14 protein-coding genes are annotated in these 16,560 nt (G+C 59.7%); 6 read left to right on the top strand and 8 right to left on the bottom strand.

The genetic code is table 11. From position 1 onward, the window contains the following. Positions 1-124 precede the first annotated feature (124 nt). The gene (locus HX898_RS30475) at positions 125-1,162 is read right to left on the bottom strand and encodes a class I SAM-dependent methyltransferase (RefSeq protein ID WP_180196597.1); all 1,038 of its coding nucleotides are present in this window, start codon (positions 1,160-1,162) and stop codon (positions 125-127) included. 180 nt (positions 1,163-1,342) lie between these two features. Here HX898_RS30475 and HX898_RS30470 point away from each other — a divergent pair, with 180 nt between their 5' ends. The 3 genes from HX898_RS30470 (at position 1,343) to HX898_RS30460 (ending at position 6,444) form a co-directional block, all read left to right on the top strand. Then, positions 1,343-3,340, top strand: coding sequence for a GGDEF domain-containing phosphodiesterase (locus tag HX898_RS30470; protein WP_180196596.1), 1,998 nt, complete (start codon positions 1,343-1,345; stop codon positions 3,338-3,340). 436 nt (positions 3,341-3,776) lie between these two features. Further along, on the top strand, positions 3,777-4,583 hold the full coding sequence (locus HX898_RS30465; RefSeq protein ID WP_180196595.1) for an MBL fold metallo-hydrolase: 807 nt from the start codon (positions 3,777-3,779) through the stop codon (positions 4,581-4,583). 208 nt (positions 4,584-4,791) lie between these two features. Beyond that, positions 4,792-6,444, top strand: coding sequence for an acyltransferase (locus tag HX898_RS30460; protein ID WP_180196594.1), 1,653 nt, complete (start codon positions 4,792-4,794; stop codon positions 6,442-6,444). A gap of 11 nt (positions 6,445-6,455) precedes the next feature. Here the strand turns inward: HX898_RS30460 and HX898_RS30455 are convergent, their stop codons facing one another. Beyond that, on the bottom strand, positions 6,456-7,343 hold the full coding sequence (locus HX898_RS30455) for a LysR substrate-binding domain-containing protein (RefSeq protein WP_171600571.1): 888 nt from the start codon (positions 7,341-7,343) through the stop codon (positions 6,456-6,458). 111 nt (positions 7,344-7,454) lie between these two features. Between HX898_RS30455 and HX898_RS30450 the strand changes: the two genes are divergently transcribed. The 3 genes from HX898_RS30450 to HX898_RS30440 are packed head-to-tail and all read left to right on the top strand — an operon-like array spanning position 7,455 to position 11,117. Next, a complete protein-coding gene (locus HX898_RS30450) occupies positions 7,455-8,708 on the top strand; it encodes an aromatic ring-hydroxylating dioxygenase subunit alpha (protein WP_168264237.1) in 1,254 nt (417 codons plus the stop codon). Positions 8,709-8,718: 10 nt separating this feature from the next. Then, positions 8,719-9,789 (top strand): FAD-binding oxidoreductase, encoded by a 1,071-nt coding sequence (locus HX898_RS30445; protein WP_180196593.1) that lies wholly within the window; start codon positions 8,719-8,721, stop codon positions 9,787-9,789. A gap of 47 nt (positions 9,790-9,836) precedes the next feature. Further along, positions 9,837-11,117, top strand: a complete 1,281-nt coding sequence (locus tag HX898_RS30440; protein ID WP_180196592.1) for a Xaa-Pro peptidase family protein — start codon at positions 9,837-9,839, stop codon at positions 11,115-11,117. 111 nt (positions 11,118-11,228) lie between these two features. Here the strand turns inward: HX898_RS30440 and HX898_RS30435 are convergent, their stop codons facing one another. The 6 genes from HX898_RS30435 to HX898_RS30410 all read right to left on the bottom strand — a co-directional run. Continuing rightward, positions 11,229-12,239 carry a GlxA family transcriptional regulator gene (locus HX898_RS30435; protein WP_180196591.1) on the bottom strand — a complete coding sequence of 337 codons (1,011 nt, stop codon included), beginning with the start codon at positions 12,237-12,239 and terminating at the stop codon, positions 11,229-11,231. 211 nt (positions 12,240-12,450) lie between these two features. Further along, entirely contained in the window at positions 12,451-13,023 is a 573-nt protein-coding gene (gfa, locus tag HX898_RS30430; protein WP_180196590.1) for an S-(hydroxymethyl)glutathione synthase, read from the bottom strand. 54 nt (positions 13,024-13,077) lie between these two features. Beyond that, complete coding sequence (gene fghA / locus HX898_RS30425; RefSeq protein ID WP_138388636.1) at positions 13,078-13,914, bottom strand: S-formylglutathione hydrolase; 837 nt, start codon at positions 13,912-13,914, stop codon at positions 13,078-13,080. 3 nt (positions 13,915-13,917) lie between these two features. Next, positions 13,918-15,045, bottom strand: a complete 1,128-nt coding sequence (locus HX898_RS30420) for an S-(hydroxymethyl)glutathione dehydrogenase/class III alcohol dehydrogenase (protein ID WP_164049258.1) — start codon at positions 15,043-15,045, stop codon at positions 13,918-13,920. A 153-nt stretch (positions 15,046-15,198) separates the two neighbouring features. Then, the gene (locus HX898_RS30415) at positions 15,199-15,894 is read right to left on the bottom strand and encodes a dimethylsulfonioproprionate lyase family protein (RefSeq protein WP_180196589.1); all 696 of its coding nucleotides are present in this window, start codon (positions 15,892-15,894) and stop codon (positions 15,199-15,201) included. Between the two features lie 16 nt (positions 15,895-15,910). Continuing rightward, positions 15,911-16,560 (bottom strand): FAD-binding protein (locus HX898_RS30410; protein ID WP_180196588.1); only part of this gene is annotated, 650 nt, incomplete at its 5' end.

The raw sequence follows: 16,560 nt of genomic DNA, 5'->3' as shown, positions 1-16,560 counted from the left end.
AGCTCAAAGGCCGTGGCGGAGAGCAGCCACGCCCTTTTCTCATGCAGCCTCTGACAGGGTCGCTCCCGGATTTTGAACTAACGGACTACCCAAAGACTACCGGATCGGACGGCAGACGTGCGGCCTAATGCGGTTTTTGAATTTCACAGTAGACAATGCTGCGGTTTGAGCCGGGCCAAACAGACACCTTCACATCCGCCCCGGTCACGCTTTCACTGGCGATCAAGCCCATCTCTGGTTCTGACCGCAACAGCAGCGCCCAGTTCATAAATGTCTCCATATAGCCATCGACGTCGGTCTCCGGGGAGAAGTTGGCGAATAGGAATGTGCCGCCAGGCTTCAGCATGCTGACGCACTTCCTGGCCAGCCTTACGGCTACCGCGTCCGGCAAATAATCATAGAGACCCGCGGCATAGACGAAATCGAACATTCCCAGCGCGTGCCTCCCACCGAGCAGGGATTTGACCGACCCGTTCACGGCCTCGACGGACGTGCCGGCGAAATCGCGAGCGACGGTTCCAACGCTTATCGGGTCTTGATCCAAAGCCACCCAGCGTCTGATCGCGCCGGCGCTGAGAGCGCTCGACAAAGGCCCCTCACGAAGATGCCCGGCAGCGATGGCGAGAACTTCGGTGGAACCAGCCCGGGTCGAAGCGATTTCGTCAACGCGGCGAGCCAGAATGTCTCGACGCTCCCTCACCGCGACGGATGACGAAGCATTTCGAGTGTAGGCGTAGATCGAACGTCCCAAGTTGCTCGCGGACAAGACGGCGTCCTCGATTTCAGGTCGGCCGTATATGAAGTCGAGAAGGCGTGCGTCGCCAGAATAGCCGCGCGGTTTTTCGAACGACCAGCGGGTCAATGGATCTTGATTAAGATAGTGAGCAACGGGATGGGATTGCGCGATCGGAACGATGACGTCCCACACCTCCGGATGAAAGCGCCGCCGTATCTGGTGCAAGGCCTCGGCAAGACGCTCGATGATCGCATTGGGCTCGACGCCGGACTTGAACTGACGGATCGACACGTCAAGGCTGAGGGCAAGCTCGGCTCTGGCAACGATCAGGTGGCCGGGATCTGGGGTAGCAACCCTCCTTGCCACCCGACGAATTTCGCCGGGCGCAACAAGACTTTCACCGTCCAAGACCAGGCTTTGTGCCATTTCGAGATCCCCTTGATATAGCGTTAAGCATAATCAACCTCGAAATAGGATGCGACTAGAATCCACACGGGATAAGGGTAATTCTACTCTTGCGGGTCAGATGCTACCCCTCTAACAAAGCTAAGCAATAAGACAAACCGGTTGCAGGTCGCCGAACGCGATTTTGGAGGGCGCCGAAGTATGGCTTACTTTTCAACATACTTTAGATGGCTGTCAGGCCGGCGTCGTTGCATGATCGCGGCTTGCACTAATGTCCAGAGTGACGAATCTACCGCCAGTTTTTCATTCGCCGAGGCTCTCAAATCTCTGAAAACTGAAAATGATGCTGTCCGGAGGCGGAGCTCACGGCAAGGTCTTTGGATGGCGGTTGCCGTTTATGTGGCCTTTGCACTTCCCGACCGATGGCTGATCCCCGATGTTGCCCCTATGACGATCGCCGCGCGATTCGTCGTTGCAACGATCGCGCTGCTGGCGTTCGAAATTCTGCGACTGGCCAATGCGAAAACCGTCTGGCTTGACATCACATGCGCCGCTGCTCTGCTTGTGGGCTATGTAGGCTGGCTTTACCCGGCGATTGCTACCCGCGACGTCACCGCCATGTCATACTACATGATATTCGGCGCCATCTTCATGATGGGCGCCAACCTGTTTTTCAGTTTCCCGTTTCGGCTTTCGGTGATCACCTCGGGCCTCGTTCTATGCGCATTTTTCATTACGATCGTGGAATTTTTTCCTTCAAGCCAAACCTACAAGCTTGCCTTCGGGATGTTCTACATTTCGTGCTTTGCCTTCACGTCTTTCGTCAATTGGCGATTGAACGTGGAGCGTCGAAACGTGTTGTTGAACGCGGCGGAGGCTCGCCACCAGCACTGGGAAGCGTCCGAGCGCGGAAGGTCACTGCTCGAGCTTTCACATACTGACTATCTGACAGGCATCGGCAACAGACGCGCGCTGGATCGGCGGCTCGACGAATGCTGGGCCGCCTGGAAAGACGAACACCGCGACTTCTCCGTGTTCCTCATCGACGTCGACTTTTTCAAACGCTTCAATGATCGCTACGGACATCAGGAAGGAGACCGATGCCTGACCGTCATCGCCATTGCGCTGAAGGCGGTTGTAGAGTCGTCCGATGGCATGATCGGCAGATATGGTGGCGAGGAGTTTATAGTGGTCATGCCGGCTGCCCTCCCCAAGGTCGCGATGACTCTCGCCGAGAAGATCAGAATGGAAGTCGAGTCTCTTGCGATTGCTCACGACGAGCGACCAGACGATATGTCGATCGTAACCGTCAGCATCGGCGTCGCCTTCACCCGCGAGAAAGTGGGAGAGAAAGTTGAACGAATAGTACGTGAAGCCGACCTCGCTCTCTACAATGCCAAAGCAAGTGGCCGAAACTGCATTCGCAGTTTTGATCCGTTTTTGCCTCGCCCCGACGACCATGCTGGCAAACTCGTCCCGCTGCTGGCGGCCGCTATCGATCGCAAACTGGTCTCGCTCGTGTACCAACCGATCTTCGACGTGACGAACGGGAAAGCAAGAGCTGTCGAGGCTTTGATGCGCCTCAGGATGCCGGACGGCTCCGCGGTTTCGCCGAAGACATTCATTCCGGTTGCGGAACGAAGTGGCGCTATCCTCGAACTAGGCAGGTGGGCGATCGAGACGGCATGCCGGGATATACTGATGACCGATCGCATGGCGACCGTCAGCGTCAACGTGTCGCCGATACAACTGCGTTCCCCCGGCTTTGCTGCCAGTGTCGCTGATATCCTTGCCCGGTGCGGGGTCTGCGGGTCGCGACTAGCCTTGGAAGTCACCGAGGGCCTGGACATGGATATGCAGTCGGAGGTGCTGAAATGCATCGCCGATCTGCGGGCACTCGGCGTCGAAATCTGGCTTGACGACTTCGGCTGCGGCTTCGCGGGCCTCTCCTGGCTGAGGGCAATCGAGTTTCAGACGGTCAAGGTCGATCGAACCTTCCTGCACGACTGCTCGAACCCACGCGGTCTGATGATGCTTCAGGACATGATTGCTCTCATCCGCAATCGTGGGAATACGATCCTGGTGGAAGGCGTAGAAACTGCAGCACAATTTTCCCTTCTCAAGGATCTTCGCATCGACCGCGTCCAGGGCTTTCATATGGGCATGCCGGTCAGCGCTGAACTTCTGAGCGCGGCATAACTCGCCTCAAGGTTTCCAGATGGCTCAGCACGTCGCCGATGATCGATGCGTGGCATGTGACGTCTTTGCAGATCGTCGTGATGCTGAGTGGCGCCTATCTTGCCATGTCAGGAGTGCCGGCAACCGAACAGCCCGCACTCGATAAGCTGTAAGGGCGGCTATGCTCATTCCGCGAGTCCGATTCTTCCGTTACGTCAGCGACAACGTTTTAGCCTGGCTTCCGTGCGCCTCACCCATTTCACTCGGCTTGAGGCCCCGTCGTCCCAAGACCGGGGGCGACTTCATGCACGGCCGAGGGCTAGCCTCACTGGCACCTTCCAATCTCCCATGTCGCAACACTACATGATGGGAACAATGCAATTGGGAACATTCGACATCTGCTGCATGTTTTGCTGGCGATGCAGAGGCCGCACCCAAACCTGTTGAGGATTTGAGCATGACTTGTTTTATCTGTACCGCCTGCGGCGCTCAGTTCAGCGAGAGATCTGAGCCGCCGCGAGCCTGCCCGGTCTGCGAGGACGACCGTCAGTTCGTGCCCCAGTCGGGGCAAAGGTGGACGGATATGGCGGCAATCAGCCGGACACACAGTGTGATCTGGAACCAAGAAGCGCAGGGTGTTCACAGCCTGCAGATCTCACCTGCCTTCGCAATTGACCAGCGCGCCTTCCTCATCGAGGGACCGGATGGCAACATTCTTTGGGATTGCCTCAGCCTCGTTGACGAGGCGAGTGCGGCCCAAATTGCTGCGATGGGCGGTCTTACGGCGATCGCAATTTCACACCCACACTTCTATTCTTCGATGGTCGAGTGGAGCACAGCCTGTGGCGACGTGCCGATCTATCTCCACGCCGATGACGGCGAATGGGTACAGAGACCTGGTCCGGCACTTCGCCTTTGGAAGGGTGAAACTTTGCAAGTCGGTCCGGCGACCGTAATTCGTTGCGGTGGGCATTTCGCTGGCAGTTCGGTGCTTCACTGTCCCTGGCTGGAAGCTGGACGGGGCGCTCTGTTCGTGGGCGACACGATGCAAGTCACGCTGGATCGTCAGTATGTGAGCTTCATGCGCAGCTATCCGAACCTCATTCCGCTCAACGCCAGAACTGTGGAAGGCATATCGGAGGCCGTACGGCCATATCGATTTGAGTCGATTTACGGTGCATTCACGGGGAGAACGATCAAAACAGATGGCTCACGTGTCGTGGAAGGGTCTGTTCAAAGATACATAAGGGCCATTGAAGGTTAAGGTGCCGTTCAGCGATAACAAGGCAGCGAACTCCTTCGATGGAAACGAGACCGATGGAATTTCGATCGATTTCTTCCTAGGTAGTAAGGCCAGCAGCCCCCGACAAATTGCGGCTTTTTGGACGAATCAGGCCGTCTGATGAAGCGAGGCAATTGATCGCTGAAGGCAGACGATTATTCGGCGGTTGAACCCGGGAATGAGGAGCAGAATGGATCACGTCAATAGCCCGCAATCGTCAGTGAGCGAAGAGAAGGAAGCGCGCAGGCTTCAATACCTGACCTGGGAACACATTGCGTCGGACCTCCGTCATCCCACTCACCTCGCCCGCAAGGCGGAACTCAGGCGATCATGCGATGCGGAACTGGCCGAGACGTCCTACATCGCCGAGAATGCCGCAGTCTTCACCGAAAGCCTGACGATGGGCGAGCGGTCGTGGATCGCCGGGCACGCGCTCGTTCGCGGCCATGTGATCCTCGGCGACGATTGCACCATCAATCCCTATGCCTGTGTTTCCGGCACGGTGACGTGCGGTCATGGCGTGCGGATTGCTTCGCATGCCTCGATCGTCGGCTTCAATCATGGCTTCGACGATCCGACCATTCCTATACACCGCCAGGGCGTCGTCAGCATCGGCATCGTGATCGGCGACGATGTCTGGATCGGCGCCAATTGCGTGATCCTCGATGGCGCCACGATTGGAAACGGTGCGGTGATCGCCGCCGGAGCGGTGGTCACGGGAGACATTCCCGCCATGGCGATTGCCGGTGGCGTACCCGCCCGGGTGCTGCGGAGCCGAGGCTCGGCACCCAAGAAATCCGGCACTGGCGACATTGAAGATCAATTGACCAGGCTCGGTCAGAAGGCAAAAGACCAATGGCCGGACATTCTGGCACGCTGGAAAACGCAGGGGTCCTATGAATCGCTGGAAGCAGACGGCATCCGCAGACCGGCGACCCGGCATCTCTGCGATGCAATCGAGATCGCTGCCGGCTTCGGCCACCTGCCGCCCGATCTCGATGCGGCGGAGACAGTCGAGCGTCTCCAAGGTCTTCAGGACCAAGAGACCGGCCTTTTCCCGGAAGAGCATGCGCGAGAGCACGGGAGGGCATTGAAGGATGATTCTAAGGCGCTCTATAACGTCCTTGCGGTTGGCTATGCGCTTGAACTGCTTGGTTCCGGTCCACGCCAACCGGTCCATGCGGTCGAGCTCGGCGCCGGGGAGCTGGATGAATGGCTGAGCGCCCTGCCCTGGTCGACCCGGGCATGGCACGCCGGAAGCGTGGTCGATGCGATCGGAACTGCCATGTACTTCAATGCGGAGTCTTTCGGCATCAGGCATTCACGGCAGGCGCTCTTCGAGTGGCTGAGCCGCAATGCCAACAGCGTTTCGGGGCTGTGGGGTGAACCGACCGCGGCGGAAGGATGGCTTCAACCGGTGAACGGCTTTTATCGCCTGACGCGCGGCACCTACGCCCAGTTCGGCGTGGCACTTCCCCACCCGCACGCCTCGCTTGAAACGGTTCATCTCAACTATCGCAACCACAAAGGCTTCGTTGCAGCAAAATACAATGCGTGCAACCTGCTCGATACGATTCATCCTCTGCTGCTGATTGCCCGGCAAACCGACTACAGGCGGGCCGACGGCGAGGCGATCGCCCGCAAGGTCATATCGAGGGCGTTGGATAGATGGCGGGATGGCGAAGGGTTCCCGTTTGCCGATGGTGCTGAACCGAGCTTGCAGGGAACGGAAATGTGGCTTTCCGTCATTCACCTGGCGGCCGATTTCCTGGGACTGGCGGATCGCTTCGCCTTCGTCCCGAAAGGCGTTCACCGAACGGCAACCGTGGGGCTGGGTTTGTGATTACGCTTCGATCAACCGTGCAATGATGCCGTCAGCCAGGCGGCGGCAAGATCGCGTGCGTTGCTTCGCTTGGCTTTGACGGGCACGATCACGTTGTAACGATCTTCCGCGGCAAGCTCGCCGCCGTCGACCTGCACCAGGGTTCCATCCTCCAGAAAGGTGCCCACCAGCATGCGCCATCCCAACGCAATCCCTTGCCCGGCGCGTGCGGCTGCGATGGTTTCGGTATAGTGGTTGAACCGAAGCGACGGCTTTATCTCGAGGTTGGCGCCGGTCAGCGAAAACCACTGCGCCCAGCTATACCAGGAACGATCGAGAACGTCCGTCTCGATGAATTCGTCGGCGGAGCCGAGCGCGCCATCGCCACGACGCTTGAGATAGTCGGGAGAGCAGACCGGGCAGATGACGTCGCCGTGCGAGGCGATGACGGTGCTATCGCTGAAGGGTGGCACACCATATCGAATTGCCACATCGACTTCTCCGTCATCGAGAGCGATCGGGCTGTCCTGGGATATCACCCGCACCAGGATGCCCGGATTGGCACGGCGAAACTCTGCCAGCCGCGGCAGCAGCCAGAAAGAAGAGAATGCAACGGTCGCTCCTATGGTCAACACGTCCTGGCTGCGCGACTGGAGCGCTTCCACGCTCTCGGCAATATCGGCAAAGCTCTTGGCCAGCGTGGCTCCGAGGTTGATGCATGCCGCTGTCGGCTCGATCGCTCGATGCTTGCGCACGAATAGGGGCTGGCCGAATTCCTCCTCCAGCAATGCAATCTGCCTGCTGACCGCCGCCTGGGTGACACCCAATTCGGTCGCAGCCGTGGTGAAGCTCTTCTTTCTGAGCACCGCCTCCAGGGTCACCAGTGCCGTCAGCGACGGGATCCGTCTTCTAAAGTGCATCCCAGAATTCCTCATCGCATGACAAAAACTTATGCGAAGCGAATTTTTTATGCCGTTGAAACATCGGAACTGCAAGGGCAATCTAGGAAAACTCTCGCATAAGAGGTTCTGATGCTAAACAAGCTCCCATCTTCCATTTCCGCCCTTCTCGACGCTCGTGCCAACGGTCACTCCCTGCCGGCCGGCCTTTACGTCAGGGAAGACGTGTTCGAAGCAGACATCGACGTCTTCTTCCACAATCACTGGATTTGTGTCGGTCTCGACTGCGATGTCCCAGAACCCGGTGACGCCACGGTGATCGATATCGGCAAGACGAGCCTGATCCTTCTGCGTGACGACGACGGAGAAATTCGCGTCCTGCACAATGTCTGCCGCCATCGCGGCTCCCGACTTCTCGATCCGGGCAAGACGATCGTCTCAAAACTCGTCTGTCCCTATCACACCTGGACATACGAACTGACGGGTGAGCTCAGCTACGCGCCTCACATGGGCAAGGACTTCGACAAGGAGTGTCGGAGCCTCAAGCCCGTCACCTTCAAGTCGATCGGCGGACTGATTTATGTCTGTCTCTCCGACAATCCGCCCGAGGACATCGCCATCCTCGAACAGGCCATGACCGAACGCCTCGCCCCCTACGACATCCGGAACGCAAAGGTTGCCTTCCAAACCGATGTCATCGAGGATGGCAACTGGAAGCTCACGATGGAAAACAATCGGGAATGCTATCATTGCTCGGCGAACCATCCGGAGCTTTGCGTCTCCTTCGTCGATCTCGACTTCGGCTTCGACCCGGAGACGCTGAGCCCGGAGGATCGCGAACAGGCCGAGGAACATTTCAGGCTGTATGAAGAGCAGACGAAGGCCTGGGAGTCCGACGGCTTTCCGTCGGCGGCCGTCGAGCAGCTCGCCGACTGCGCCACCAACTTCCGCACCCAGCGGCTGATCATCGCAGGCGCCGGCGAATCCCAGACCCACGACGCCACCGCCGCATCCTCCAAACTTCTTGGGCACATGACCCGCAAGGATCTCGGCGACACGCATCTTTGGGGCCACAACAGCTGGAACCACTTCATGGGCGACCATGCCGTGGTGGCAACCGTCATTCCGCTCTCGGCGGGCAAGACGCTGGTCAGAACCAAGTGGCTGGTCCACAAGGACGCCGTCGAAGGCGTCGATTACGATCTCGACAAGCTGACGGATGTCTGGGTCGCGACGACGGACCAGGACGCCGATCTCGTGGCGCGCTCCCATGCAGGCACTCTCGACCCGGCATATCAACCAGGCCCCTACTCCCGCTTTTCCGAGACGAACCTCGACAAATTCGCCAGCTGGTACATCGATCGGATGCGCGCCCATGGATACTAGGAGCCCGCAGATGCCCGCAGCAAGGGCCGCCCTTCACGACCTCTGGAACCCGGAAGAAGACGACGCGCTCGTCTGCCTCGACGTCCAGCAGGAAACCCATGACGTCAAGACATTCACCTTTGCGTCCCGTGAGGGCAAGCGGTTTGCGTTCAAGGCAGGACAGTACTTCCTGTTCGACCTGGAACATAATGGAGACGCTGAAAACAGGTGCTACAGCATCTCGTCTTCGCCACATCGGACAAACGCCTTCTCCGTGACGGTGAAGCGCGTTCCCGGCGGCAAGATCTCCAACTGGCTTCACGACACCCTGGTTCCCGGCGCGACCATCAAGGCGAACGGGCCGCTCGGCCACTTCGTCAGGCCCGAGACGTCTGGACGCAAGCTTCTGCTTTTGTCGGGCGGCTCCGGAATTACCCCCGTCATGTCCATTCTGCGGGAACTCGCCGACAGTTGCGAACCTGCCGACGTCGTCTTCATGCACGCCGGGCGGACGCCGCAGGACCTGATCTTTCGCGACGAACTGGCCTGCATCGCCCGCAGGCTGAAAGACCTTCGCCTGCAATTCCTCCCGGAGACCGTGGCCGGCGAGCCGTCCTGGCCCGGTCTGACCGGCCGTATTTCGAAAGACTACATGCGGCTTGCGGTTCCCGATATCGCCGAGCGAACCGTGATGTGCTGCGGCCCCGCCCCGTTCATGGCCGCCGCGCGCACCATTGCCGCCGAGCTCGGCGTGCCCGCCTCGAATTACCTGGAGGAAAGTTTCGACGCCGCGGTCATCGACGAACCCGAAATCCCTGCGGCTCAGGAGGCAGCGGCGAGGGTCTTTCAGGTCACCTTCTCGAAGCAGGCGCGCAGCATCGAGGTAACAGGCGACCAGAGCGTGCTCTCTTGTGCGAAGAAGTCGGGCGTCAGGATCCCGTCCTCCTGTGCGAATGGAGTCTGCGGCACCTGCAAGTCGAAGCTTACGTCAGGCACGGTCGACATGAACCACAATGGCGGAATTCGTCAGAGGGAAATCGACGCCGGCTTCTTTCTGCCCTGCTGCTCCAAGCCGCTCAGCGATCTGGTCATCGAGCGCTGAGCGCCCGGTAACGTCGCGTCATTCACCGACAACAGGGGCTCACTGAAATGTTGCGAGAGGAAAGCGATTCCGCCGAGCTGGCCGGCCCGACGGTCTTCAAGGATGAGCGAAAGCAGGCATATCTCAATCCTGAGGGAGCGCATCGGCCTCTTATCAGTCCTTTGCCGGCCACGACCCTCGATCGGGCTCGCAGCTATCGTCTGGGACGCCTGCGCACGAAGATGCGCGAATGGGATTGCGGCGCCCTGCTTCTCTACGATCCCGTCAACATCCGATATGCCTTCGATTCATCGAATATGAGCATCTGGACGATGCACAACGCCTCGCGCTACGCTCTGATCCTGGCCGATGGTCCGGCGATACTCTTCGAATTCGAAGGCGCCGAACATGTCAATGACGGGCTTCCCGGCATCGACGAGATCCGCCCGGCGAAATCCTGGATATTCTTCACATCAGGCAACCTTATGGAACCCCGCCTGAAAGCCTGGGCGGACGAGGTCGCGGACCTCGTGAGCCGCAATGGCGGCAACAAGCGCGTGGCGGTGGACAGGCTCGAACCGGCGGGCGCCTTCGAATTGCGGGAACGCGGCTTCACGCTCTTAGACGGTCAGGAGCTGGCCGAGCGGGCGCGATCCATCAAGAGCGCCGATGAAATCGAGTTGATGAGATGGACGATCCGTGTCTGCGAAGCAGGCATGGCGCGGATGTACGAGGTGTCCGAGCCCGGCCGCACCGAAAGAGAGATCTGGGCCGAGCTCCACTTCGAAAACGCACGCAGCGGCGGCGAGTGGCTCGAGACCAAGCTCCTGACCGCGGGCCCGAGAACAAACCCCTGGTATCAGGAATGTTCGGACTACGTAGTCAAACGCGGGGAGATGATATCCTTCGACACCGACATGATCGGACCCTACGGCTATTGCGCCGATCTATCGCGCTCGTGGACAGCGGGACACGTGGCCATGAACGCCAAGCAGAAAGAACTCTACGCCGCTGCCAGGGATCAGATCGAGCACAATCTTTCAATCATCAAGCCCGGGATGACGTTCCAGGAATTCAACGAACTGTCGTGGCGGATTCCGGAGAAATACCAGCCTTATCGATACACGCTCGCTCTGCACGGCACCGGCATGGCCGACGAATGGCCGGGGATCCTGCTGCACCCTGATTTCGATCCCGATTTCAGCGGCGTCATCGAGGAGGGCATGGTGCTCAACGTCGAAAGCCTGATCGCCGAAGCCGGATCCGAGAGCATCAAGCTGGAAACCCAGGCTCTGATTACGGCAAGGGGAGCCGAGCGGCTGGACACGTTTCCGTGGGAAGAGATCTGAAGAAAGCATGTCGCGCAAAAGTGTGCGGCGGTTTTGCGGCAACGACATGCGTGAGAACAAAGAACAAAGACCTAAAGCGCGAGGAGCGAATCTGAAAGATTGCGACGCGCTTTAGTGCGCTCTCGACGCGGCACGATGCTGTGACGGCGTTTGTCCGAATGTGCGCTTGAAGGTTCTCGTGAACTGCGAGGCGTTTTCAAAGCCGACATCCCGCGCAATCTCGATCAGCGGCGCCTTCGACTGGGCAAGGATCGATTTCGCCCGCTCCATGCGTACGCGATTATAGGCCTTGGCTGGAGACATTCCCGTCTTGTCGATGAAGATCCTCTCCAGTTGCCGCCGAGACAGGCCAACCGTGGCGGCAAGCTTCTGTATGGACATGCTGCCATCGACGAACTGTTCCATCGTAATCATCGCCGCCTTGACGCGGGCGTCGTCATAGTCGTCGTAGAGCGGACGCCGGGGCTGTATGTCCGCTGAAGTCCGGGCCTTTTCGATCTGAAGGACCTCCAGCGCATTACGTTCAGCGTCGCGGCTGATATATTTCCTGACCAGCAACGCCGCCATGTCGGCGGAACTGCTGCCGCCTGCGCACGATCCGCGCTGGCGATCGAGATTGAAGAGCCGGTCGGACCGAACGCTAAGCTCGGGAAACCGCTCCCGAAACTCCTTGTAATGCAGCCAGCTCACACAGGAATCGTGCCTTTTCATCAAGCCAGCCGCAGCAAGGATGAACGAACCCGTGCACACGCCGATCAGCGGCACCTTCTTGGCGTCGGCCTGCTTGAGAAAGGTGATGGTCTGCTGGTCGACAGGGTTCTCCACCGTCAGAAGGCCGCCGACGACCACGATGTAATCGAACTTCGACGGATCGACGAAATCGGAGGTCGGAGCAACCTGGACGCCGCAGCTCGCGGTGATCAGGTGCCGCGTGCTGCCGATCACCTGCCAGTCGGCAAGGACCCTTCCGGAACGATCCTGCTCGTCGCTGGCAAGTCGCAGCGTGTCCACGAAGAGCGCAAAGGCCGACAGTGTGAATGATCGCGCCAAAACGAAGCCGACCTTGAGCCGGCCAGCCGACTTCGCGGCGGCGTCTGCCTGTCGATGCTGCTCAGGTCGCATAGTCATCTCCTTGCCGCTTGTGAGAGCGTGCTCATCGAAACTGAAAGAAATGCGCTAGCGGATCATGATCGTCAATGAAAATGGTTTGTCCAATGTTTCCCGCGGCTTCGATCCGGCTAGCCTGAGCCGCCGTAGGCCTTCACGGAATATCTCGATATCCGGATAGCGGCGTTTGTCGGGGAGCGCCGACCCGGCGCTCCCCAGGGTCAAATCACGCGGCCAGGACGCCGCTCTTCTTGGCCATCCAGGTTGCGATGTAGTCCATAAGGCCAGGGTTCAGGCAATCGTAAGGCTCGAGGCCGGACGTCCTCAACTGCGCCCTGACTGCGTCCATCTTCGCGGGATCGAAGCCGCTTTCGATGATCGACGACACGAAGGCCGCAAAGCCCGGCTTCGCCCAGCCGCTTTCCTGAAAGCGTTCCGGATGGACGAACGATAATCCCTGGAACGGATGTTCGCGCACGACCGGCCCATACATATGCACGCCGCATTCCTTGCAGGCGTGGCGCTGGATCAAGGCTGTGGAATCGACGACGGCGAGCTTGTCGCCATTCTCCTGAACTTCGACGCTATCGGTCGGCGCGACGGCCACGACTGAAAAGACGAAGCCCTCGGGCTTCCAGCACTTCGTGCAGCCGCAGGCATGATTGTGGGCAATGTCGCTCTTGATCCTGACCTTCACCGGATTGCTTGCGCACTTGCAGACGAGCGTCCCGCCTGCGAAAGCAGCGTCAGTCGCCCGAAAGCCTGAATCCACTGCCGGATGTATGGCTATGCTGGTCATGGGTTTCTCCTCCCCTTCTGGGCCGTTTGCAATATGCCCGGCCAAGCTCTGCAATCAGTCTCCCAATCTCCGCGCGTGCCAGCGCAGATGGTCTTCCATGAATGTCGAAATGAAGAAGTAGGAGTGGCCGTAGCCTTCCTGCATGCGAAGCCGCAGGCTGATGCCGGCCGTCTCGCAGGCTTGCCTGAGCTCTTCGGGGCGCAATCCATCCTCCAGGAAGCTATCCCCCGTCCCCTGGTCGACGAGGAATTCCGGGAACCGGTGCCCGTCTTCGATGAGCGAGCAGGCATCATATGCCCGCCAGGCCGTTTCATCCGATCCAAGGTATTTCTGGAATGCCGGCTTTGACCAGCCGGAGACCGAGGGATGGCTGATCGGAGCGAAAGCCGAGCAGCTGCCGAAGCGTTCGGGGTTCCTGAGCGCGATCGTGATCGCGCCATGTCCGCCCATCGAGTGACCGAAGATTCCCTGGCGGTCCATGTCGACCGGAAACTCGGCCGCGATAAGCTTCGGCAATTCATCGACGACGTAGCTGTACATCCGATAGTTCTGTGCGAATGGCGGCTCGGTCGCGTCGACGTAGAAGCCGGCACCCTTGCCGAACTGCCAATTGCCAGGTTCGTCCGGGACGGCATCGCCCCGCGGACTGGTGTCGGGGCAGACGATGATCATGCCGAGTTCTGCGGCAAGTCGCCGATACTCGCCCTTTTCCATGACGTTCGCATGGGTGCAGGTCAGACCGGAAAGGTACCATAGAACCGGCAGCTTCCGTGCTTTGGCCTGCGGCGGCAGGAATACCGCAAAGGTCATGTCGCAGTCGCAGACATCCGAGCGATCGACGTAAACGCCCTGGGTGCCGCCATGAGAATTCTCGGTCGAGATCGTCTTCATGGCTCAGTACACGACCACGCCGCGGATGCTTTCGCCTTTGTGCATCAGCTCGAAGCCCTTGTTGATATCTTCGAGCGGCATGGTGTGGGTGATCATCGGATCGATCTGGATCTTGCCTTGCATGTACCAGTCGACGATCTTCGGCACGTCGGTGCGCCCGCGCGCGCCGCCAAAGGCGGTGCCCATCCAGTTGCGGCCGGTGACCAGCTGGAACGGACGGGTGGAGATTTCCTGGCCGGCGCCGGCAACGCCGATGATAATGGACTTGCCCCAGCCGCGGTGGCTCGCTTCCAGCGCCTGGCGCATCACCTTGGTGTTGCCGGTGCAGTCGAACGTATAGTCGGCCCCACCGATCAGGTCGCCGTGGCGCTTGGTCAGGTTGACGAGATAGGGCACGATGTCGTCGCCGACCTCCTTCGGATTGACGAAGTGGGTCATGCCGAACTTCTCGCCCCATGCCTTGCGGTCAGGGTTGATATCAACGCCGATGATCATGTCGGCACCGGCAAGACGCAGGCCCTGCAGAACGTTGAGGCCGATACCGCCGAGCCCGAAGACGATCGCCGTCGCGCCCATCTCGACCTTGGCGGTGTTGATGACAGCGCCGATACCGGTCGTGACACCGCAACCGATGTAGCAGATCTTGTCGAACGGCGCGTCGGGATTGACCTTGGCAAGGGCGATCTCCGGCAGCACGGTGAAGTTCGAAAAGGTCGAGCAGCCCATATAGTGATGGATCTTGTCCTTGCCGATCGAGAAGCGCGAGGTGCCGTCCGGCATCACACCCTGGCCCTGGGTCGCGCGGATCGAGGTGCAGAGGTTGGTCTTGCGCGAGGTGCAGGAATAGCATTCGCGGCATTCCGGGGTGTAGAGCGGAATGACGTGGTCGCCCTTCTTCACCGAAGTGACACCAGGGCCGACATCGACGACGATGCCGGCACCCTCATGGCCGAGGATTGCCGGGAAGAGGCCTTCCGGATCGGCGCCCGACAGGGTGAAATCATCGGTGTGGCAGATGCCCGTCGCCTTGACCTCCACCAGCACTTCGCCGGCCCGCGGCCCCTCCAGCTGCACGGTCATCACTTCGAGCGGTTTTCCTGCCTGAACGGCAACGGCGGCGCGAACGTCCATTTTGATATCCTTCCTCTTAAATTGAATTCTGATGCTGCATATTCGGATCGACCTGTTTCTCGCCGATCTGCTTCGCTGCGTTACCGCCGAGACTTCAAGCTCTGGCGTTCAAGCTTTTCGTACATCTCCGACCCATTGTCGCCAAGGACCCCATCACGTCTCCCGCTCAACCTGGCACCAGACCGCCAGCAGTGGCCGGGCTGTGCATCTTATCGCGAAGGATTGCCCGGCGTCGTTTGCAAAGACTGTGCCGATACCGGCAGAAAACCATTGGGAATTGCCAAGGCAGATTTCACCCGGCGAAAGCAGAATGAAAGCGCGGGGCTGCGTCTGAACGTGATCGGGAAATCTTGTATAGCGATCCATGTAGATCACGCCGACCCTGAGATCGGCGCGTTCCTCCATGCCGCCGGGACCGACCAAGACCGCATGGGAGTGCGTATTGCCGAAATTCAGGCTTGCGAACGGACCGGAGCGGCCGCGTCTCCAGAGCAGCTTGTCGGCGAGACTCTGGAACTGGCCGGCGATCGCCTCGTATTTTCGTCCCGATTTTGCAAGATGGCCGATGGCGTCATCCAGCCCTTCCGGCGCGCCGGGAAGAGGCCCGCCCTCTGGACGCACCTTGCCGGTCTTGAGCAGCCTCTGGAGAACCTTGCCCGCGACGAAACTGGCGACGGCAGGAGCCTCCGCCGACAGCATTAGCCCGCCGACATCATTGAGGAATTCCTGCAGCGGCCGAGAGCGCCTCTCCCTCCCGATGTCGTGCAGCCGTATGTATGCCGGTTTTTCGTCATCGTTCAGGAGAAGGTCGGCACCAGGTTTGATTGGACGTCCCACGACGCGCACCACGTTCGGTCTCCCCCCGCTAGAGCGCCTTTTGCAATTCCGGCAGGGCGTCGAAGAGATCGGCGACCAGTCCGTAGTCGGCGACCTGGAAGATCGGCGCCTCCTCGTCCTTGTTGATGGCGACGATGACCTTCGAATCCTTCATGCCGGCCAGATGCTGGATGGCCCCTGAAATGCCGCAGGCAATGTAGAGCTGCGGCGCCACCACCTTGCCGGTCTGGCCGACCTGCCAGTCGTTCGGCGCATAACCGGCATCGACGGCGGCTCTGGATGCACCGACGGCAGCACCGAGCTTATCGGCAAGCGGCAGGATGACTTCCTTGAACTTCTCCGCCGAGCCGAGGGCGCGGCCGCCGGAGATGATGATCTTGGCAGAGGTCAGTTCCGGACGGTCGGAGGCCGACAGCGCGTCCTTGACGAAGGTCGACAACCCCGGATCGGAAACCGCCGGGATTGCCTCGACGGTCGCCGAACCACCTTCCGGTGCAGAGGCAAAGGAAGCGGTGCGCACGGTGATGACCTTCTTGGCATCGGTCGCCTGTACCGTCTGGATGGCATTGCCGGCATAGATCGGCCGCTTGAAGGTATCGGACGAGATCACCTCGATGATCTCGGAGACCTGGGCGACATCGAGAAGAGCGGCGACGCGCGGCAGCACGTTCTTGCCGA

The sequence above is a fragment of the Rhizobium sp. WYCCWR 11128 genome (assembly GCF_013416305.1).
GTDB classification, from domain to species: Bacteria; Pseudomonadota; Alphaproteobacteria; order Rhizobiales; family Rhizobiaceae; genus Rhizobium; species Rhizobium indicum.
Note: the sequence above shows the minus strand (reverse complement) of the source record. Positions and strands in the feature narration are given on the sequence as shown.

What these genes read in the sequence shown, in the direction of transcription:
- HX898_RS30420 (WP_164049258.1), bottom strand. Translation starts at nt 15,045, where the DNA reads ATGGACGTTCGCGCCGCCGTTGCCGTTCAGGCAGGAAAACCGCTCGAA.
- HX898_RS30460 (WP_180196594.1), top strand. Translation starts at nt 4,792, where the DNA reads ATGGATCACGTCAATAGCCCGCAATCGTCAGTGAGCGAAGAGAAGGAA.
- HX898_RS30455 (WP_171600571.1), bottom strand. Translation starts at nt 7,343, where the DNA reads ATGCACTTTAGAAGACGGATCCCGTCGCTGACGGCACTGGTGACCCTG.
- HX898_RS30440 (WP_180196592.1), top strand. Translation starts at nt 9,837, where the DNA reads ATGTTGCGAGAGGAAAGCGATTCCGCCGAGCTGGCCGGCCCGACGGTC.
- HX898_RS30465 (WP_180196595.1), top strand. Translation starts at nt 3,777, where the DNA reads ATGACTTGTTTTATCTGTACCGCCTGCGGCGCTCAGTTCAGCGAGAGA.
- HX898_RS30470 (WP_180196596.1), top strand. Translation starts at nt 1,343, where the DNA reads ATGGCTTACTTTTCAACATACTTTAGATGGCTGTCAGGCCGGCGTCGT.
- HX898_RS30450 (WP_168264237.1), top strand. Translation starts at nt 7,455, where the DNA reads ATGCTAAACAAGCTCCCATCTTCCATTTCCGCCCTTCTCGACGCTCGT.
- HX898_RS30475 (WP_180196597.1), bottom strand. Translation starts at nt 1,162, where the DNA reads ATGGCACAAAGCCTGGTCTTGGACGGTGAAAGTCTTGTTGCGCCCGGC.
- HX898_RS30445 (WP_180196593.1), top strand. Translation starts at nt 8,719, where the DNA reads ATGCCCGCAGCAAGGGCCGCCCTTCACGACCTCTGGAACCCGGAAGAA.
- HX898_RS30435 (WP_180196591.1), bottom strand. Translation starts at nt 12,239, where the DNA reads ATGCGACCTGAGCAGCATCGACAGGCAGACGCCGCCGCGAAGTCGGCT.
- gfa (WP_180196590.1), bottom strand. Translation starts at nt 13,023, where the DNA reads ATGACCAGCATAGCCATACATCCGGCAGTGGATTCAGGCTTTCGGGCG.
- fghA (WP_138388636.1), bottom strand. Translation starts at nt 13,914, where the DNA reads ATGAAGACGATCTCGACCGAGAATTCTCATGGCGGCACCCAGGGCGTT.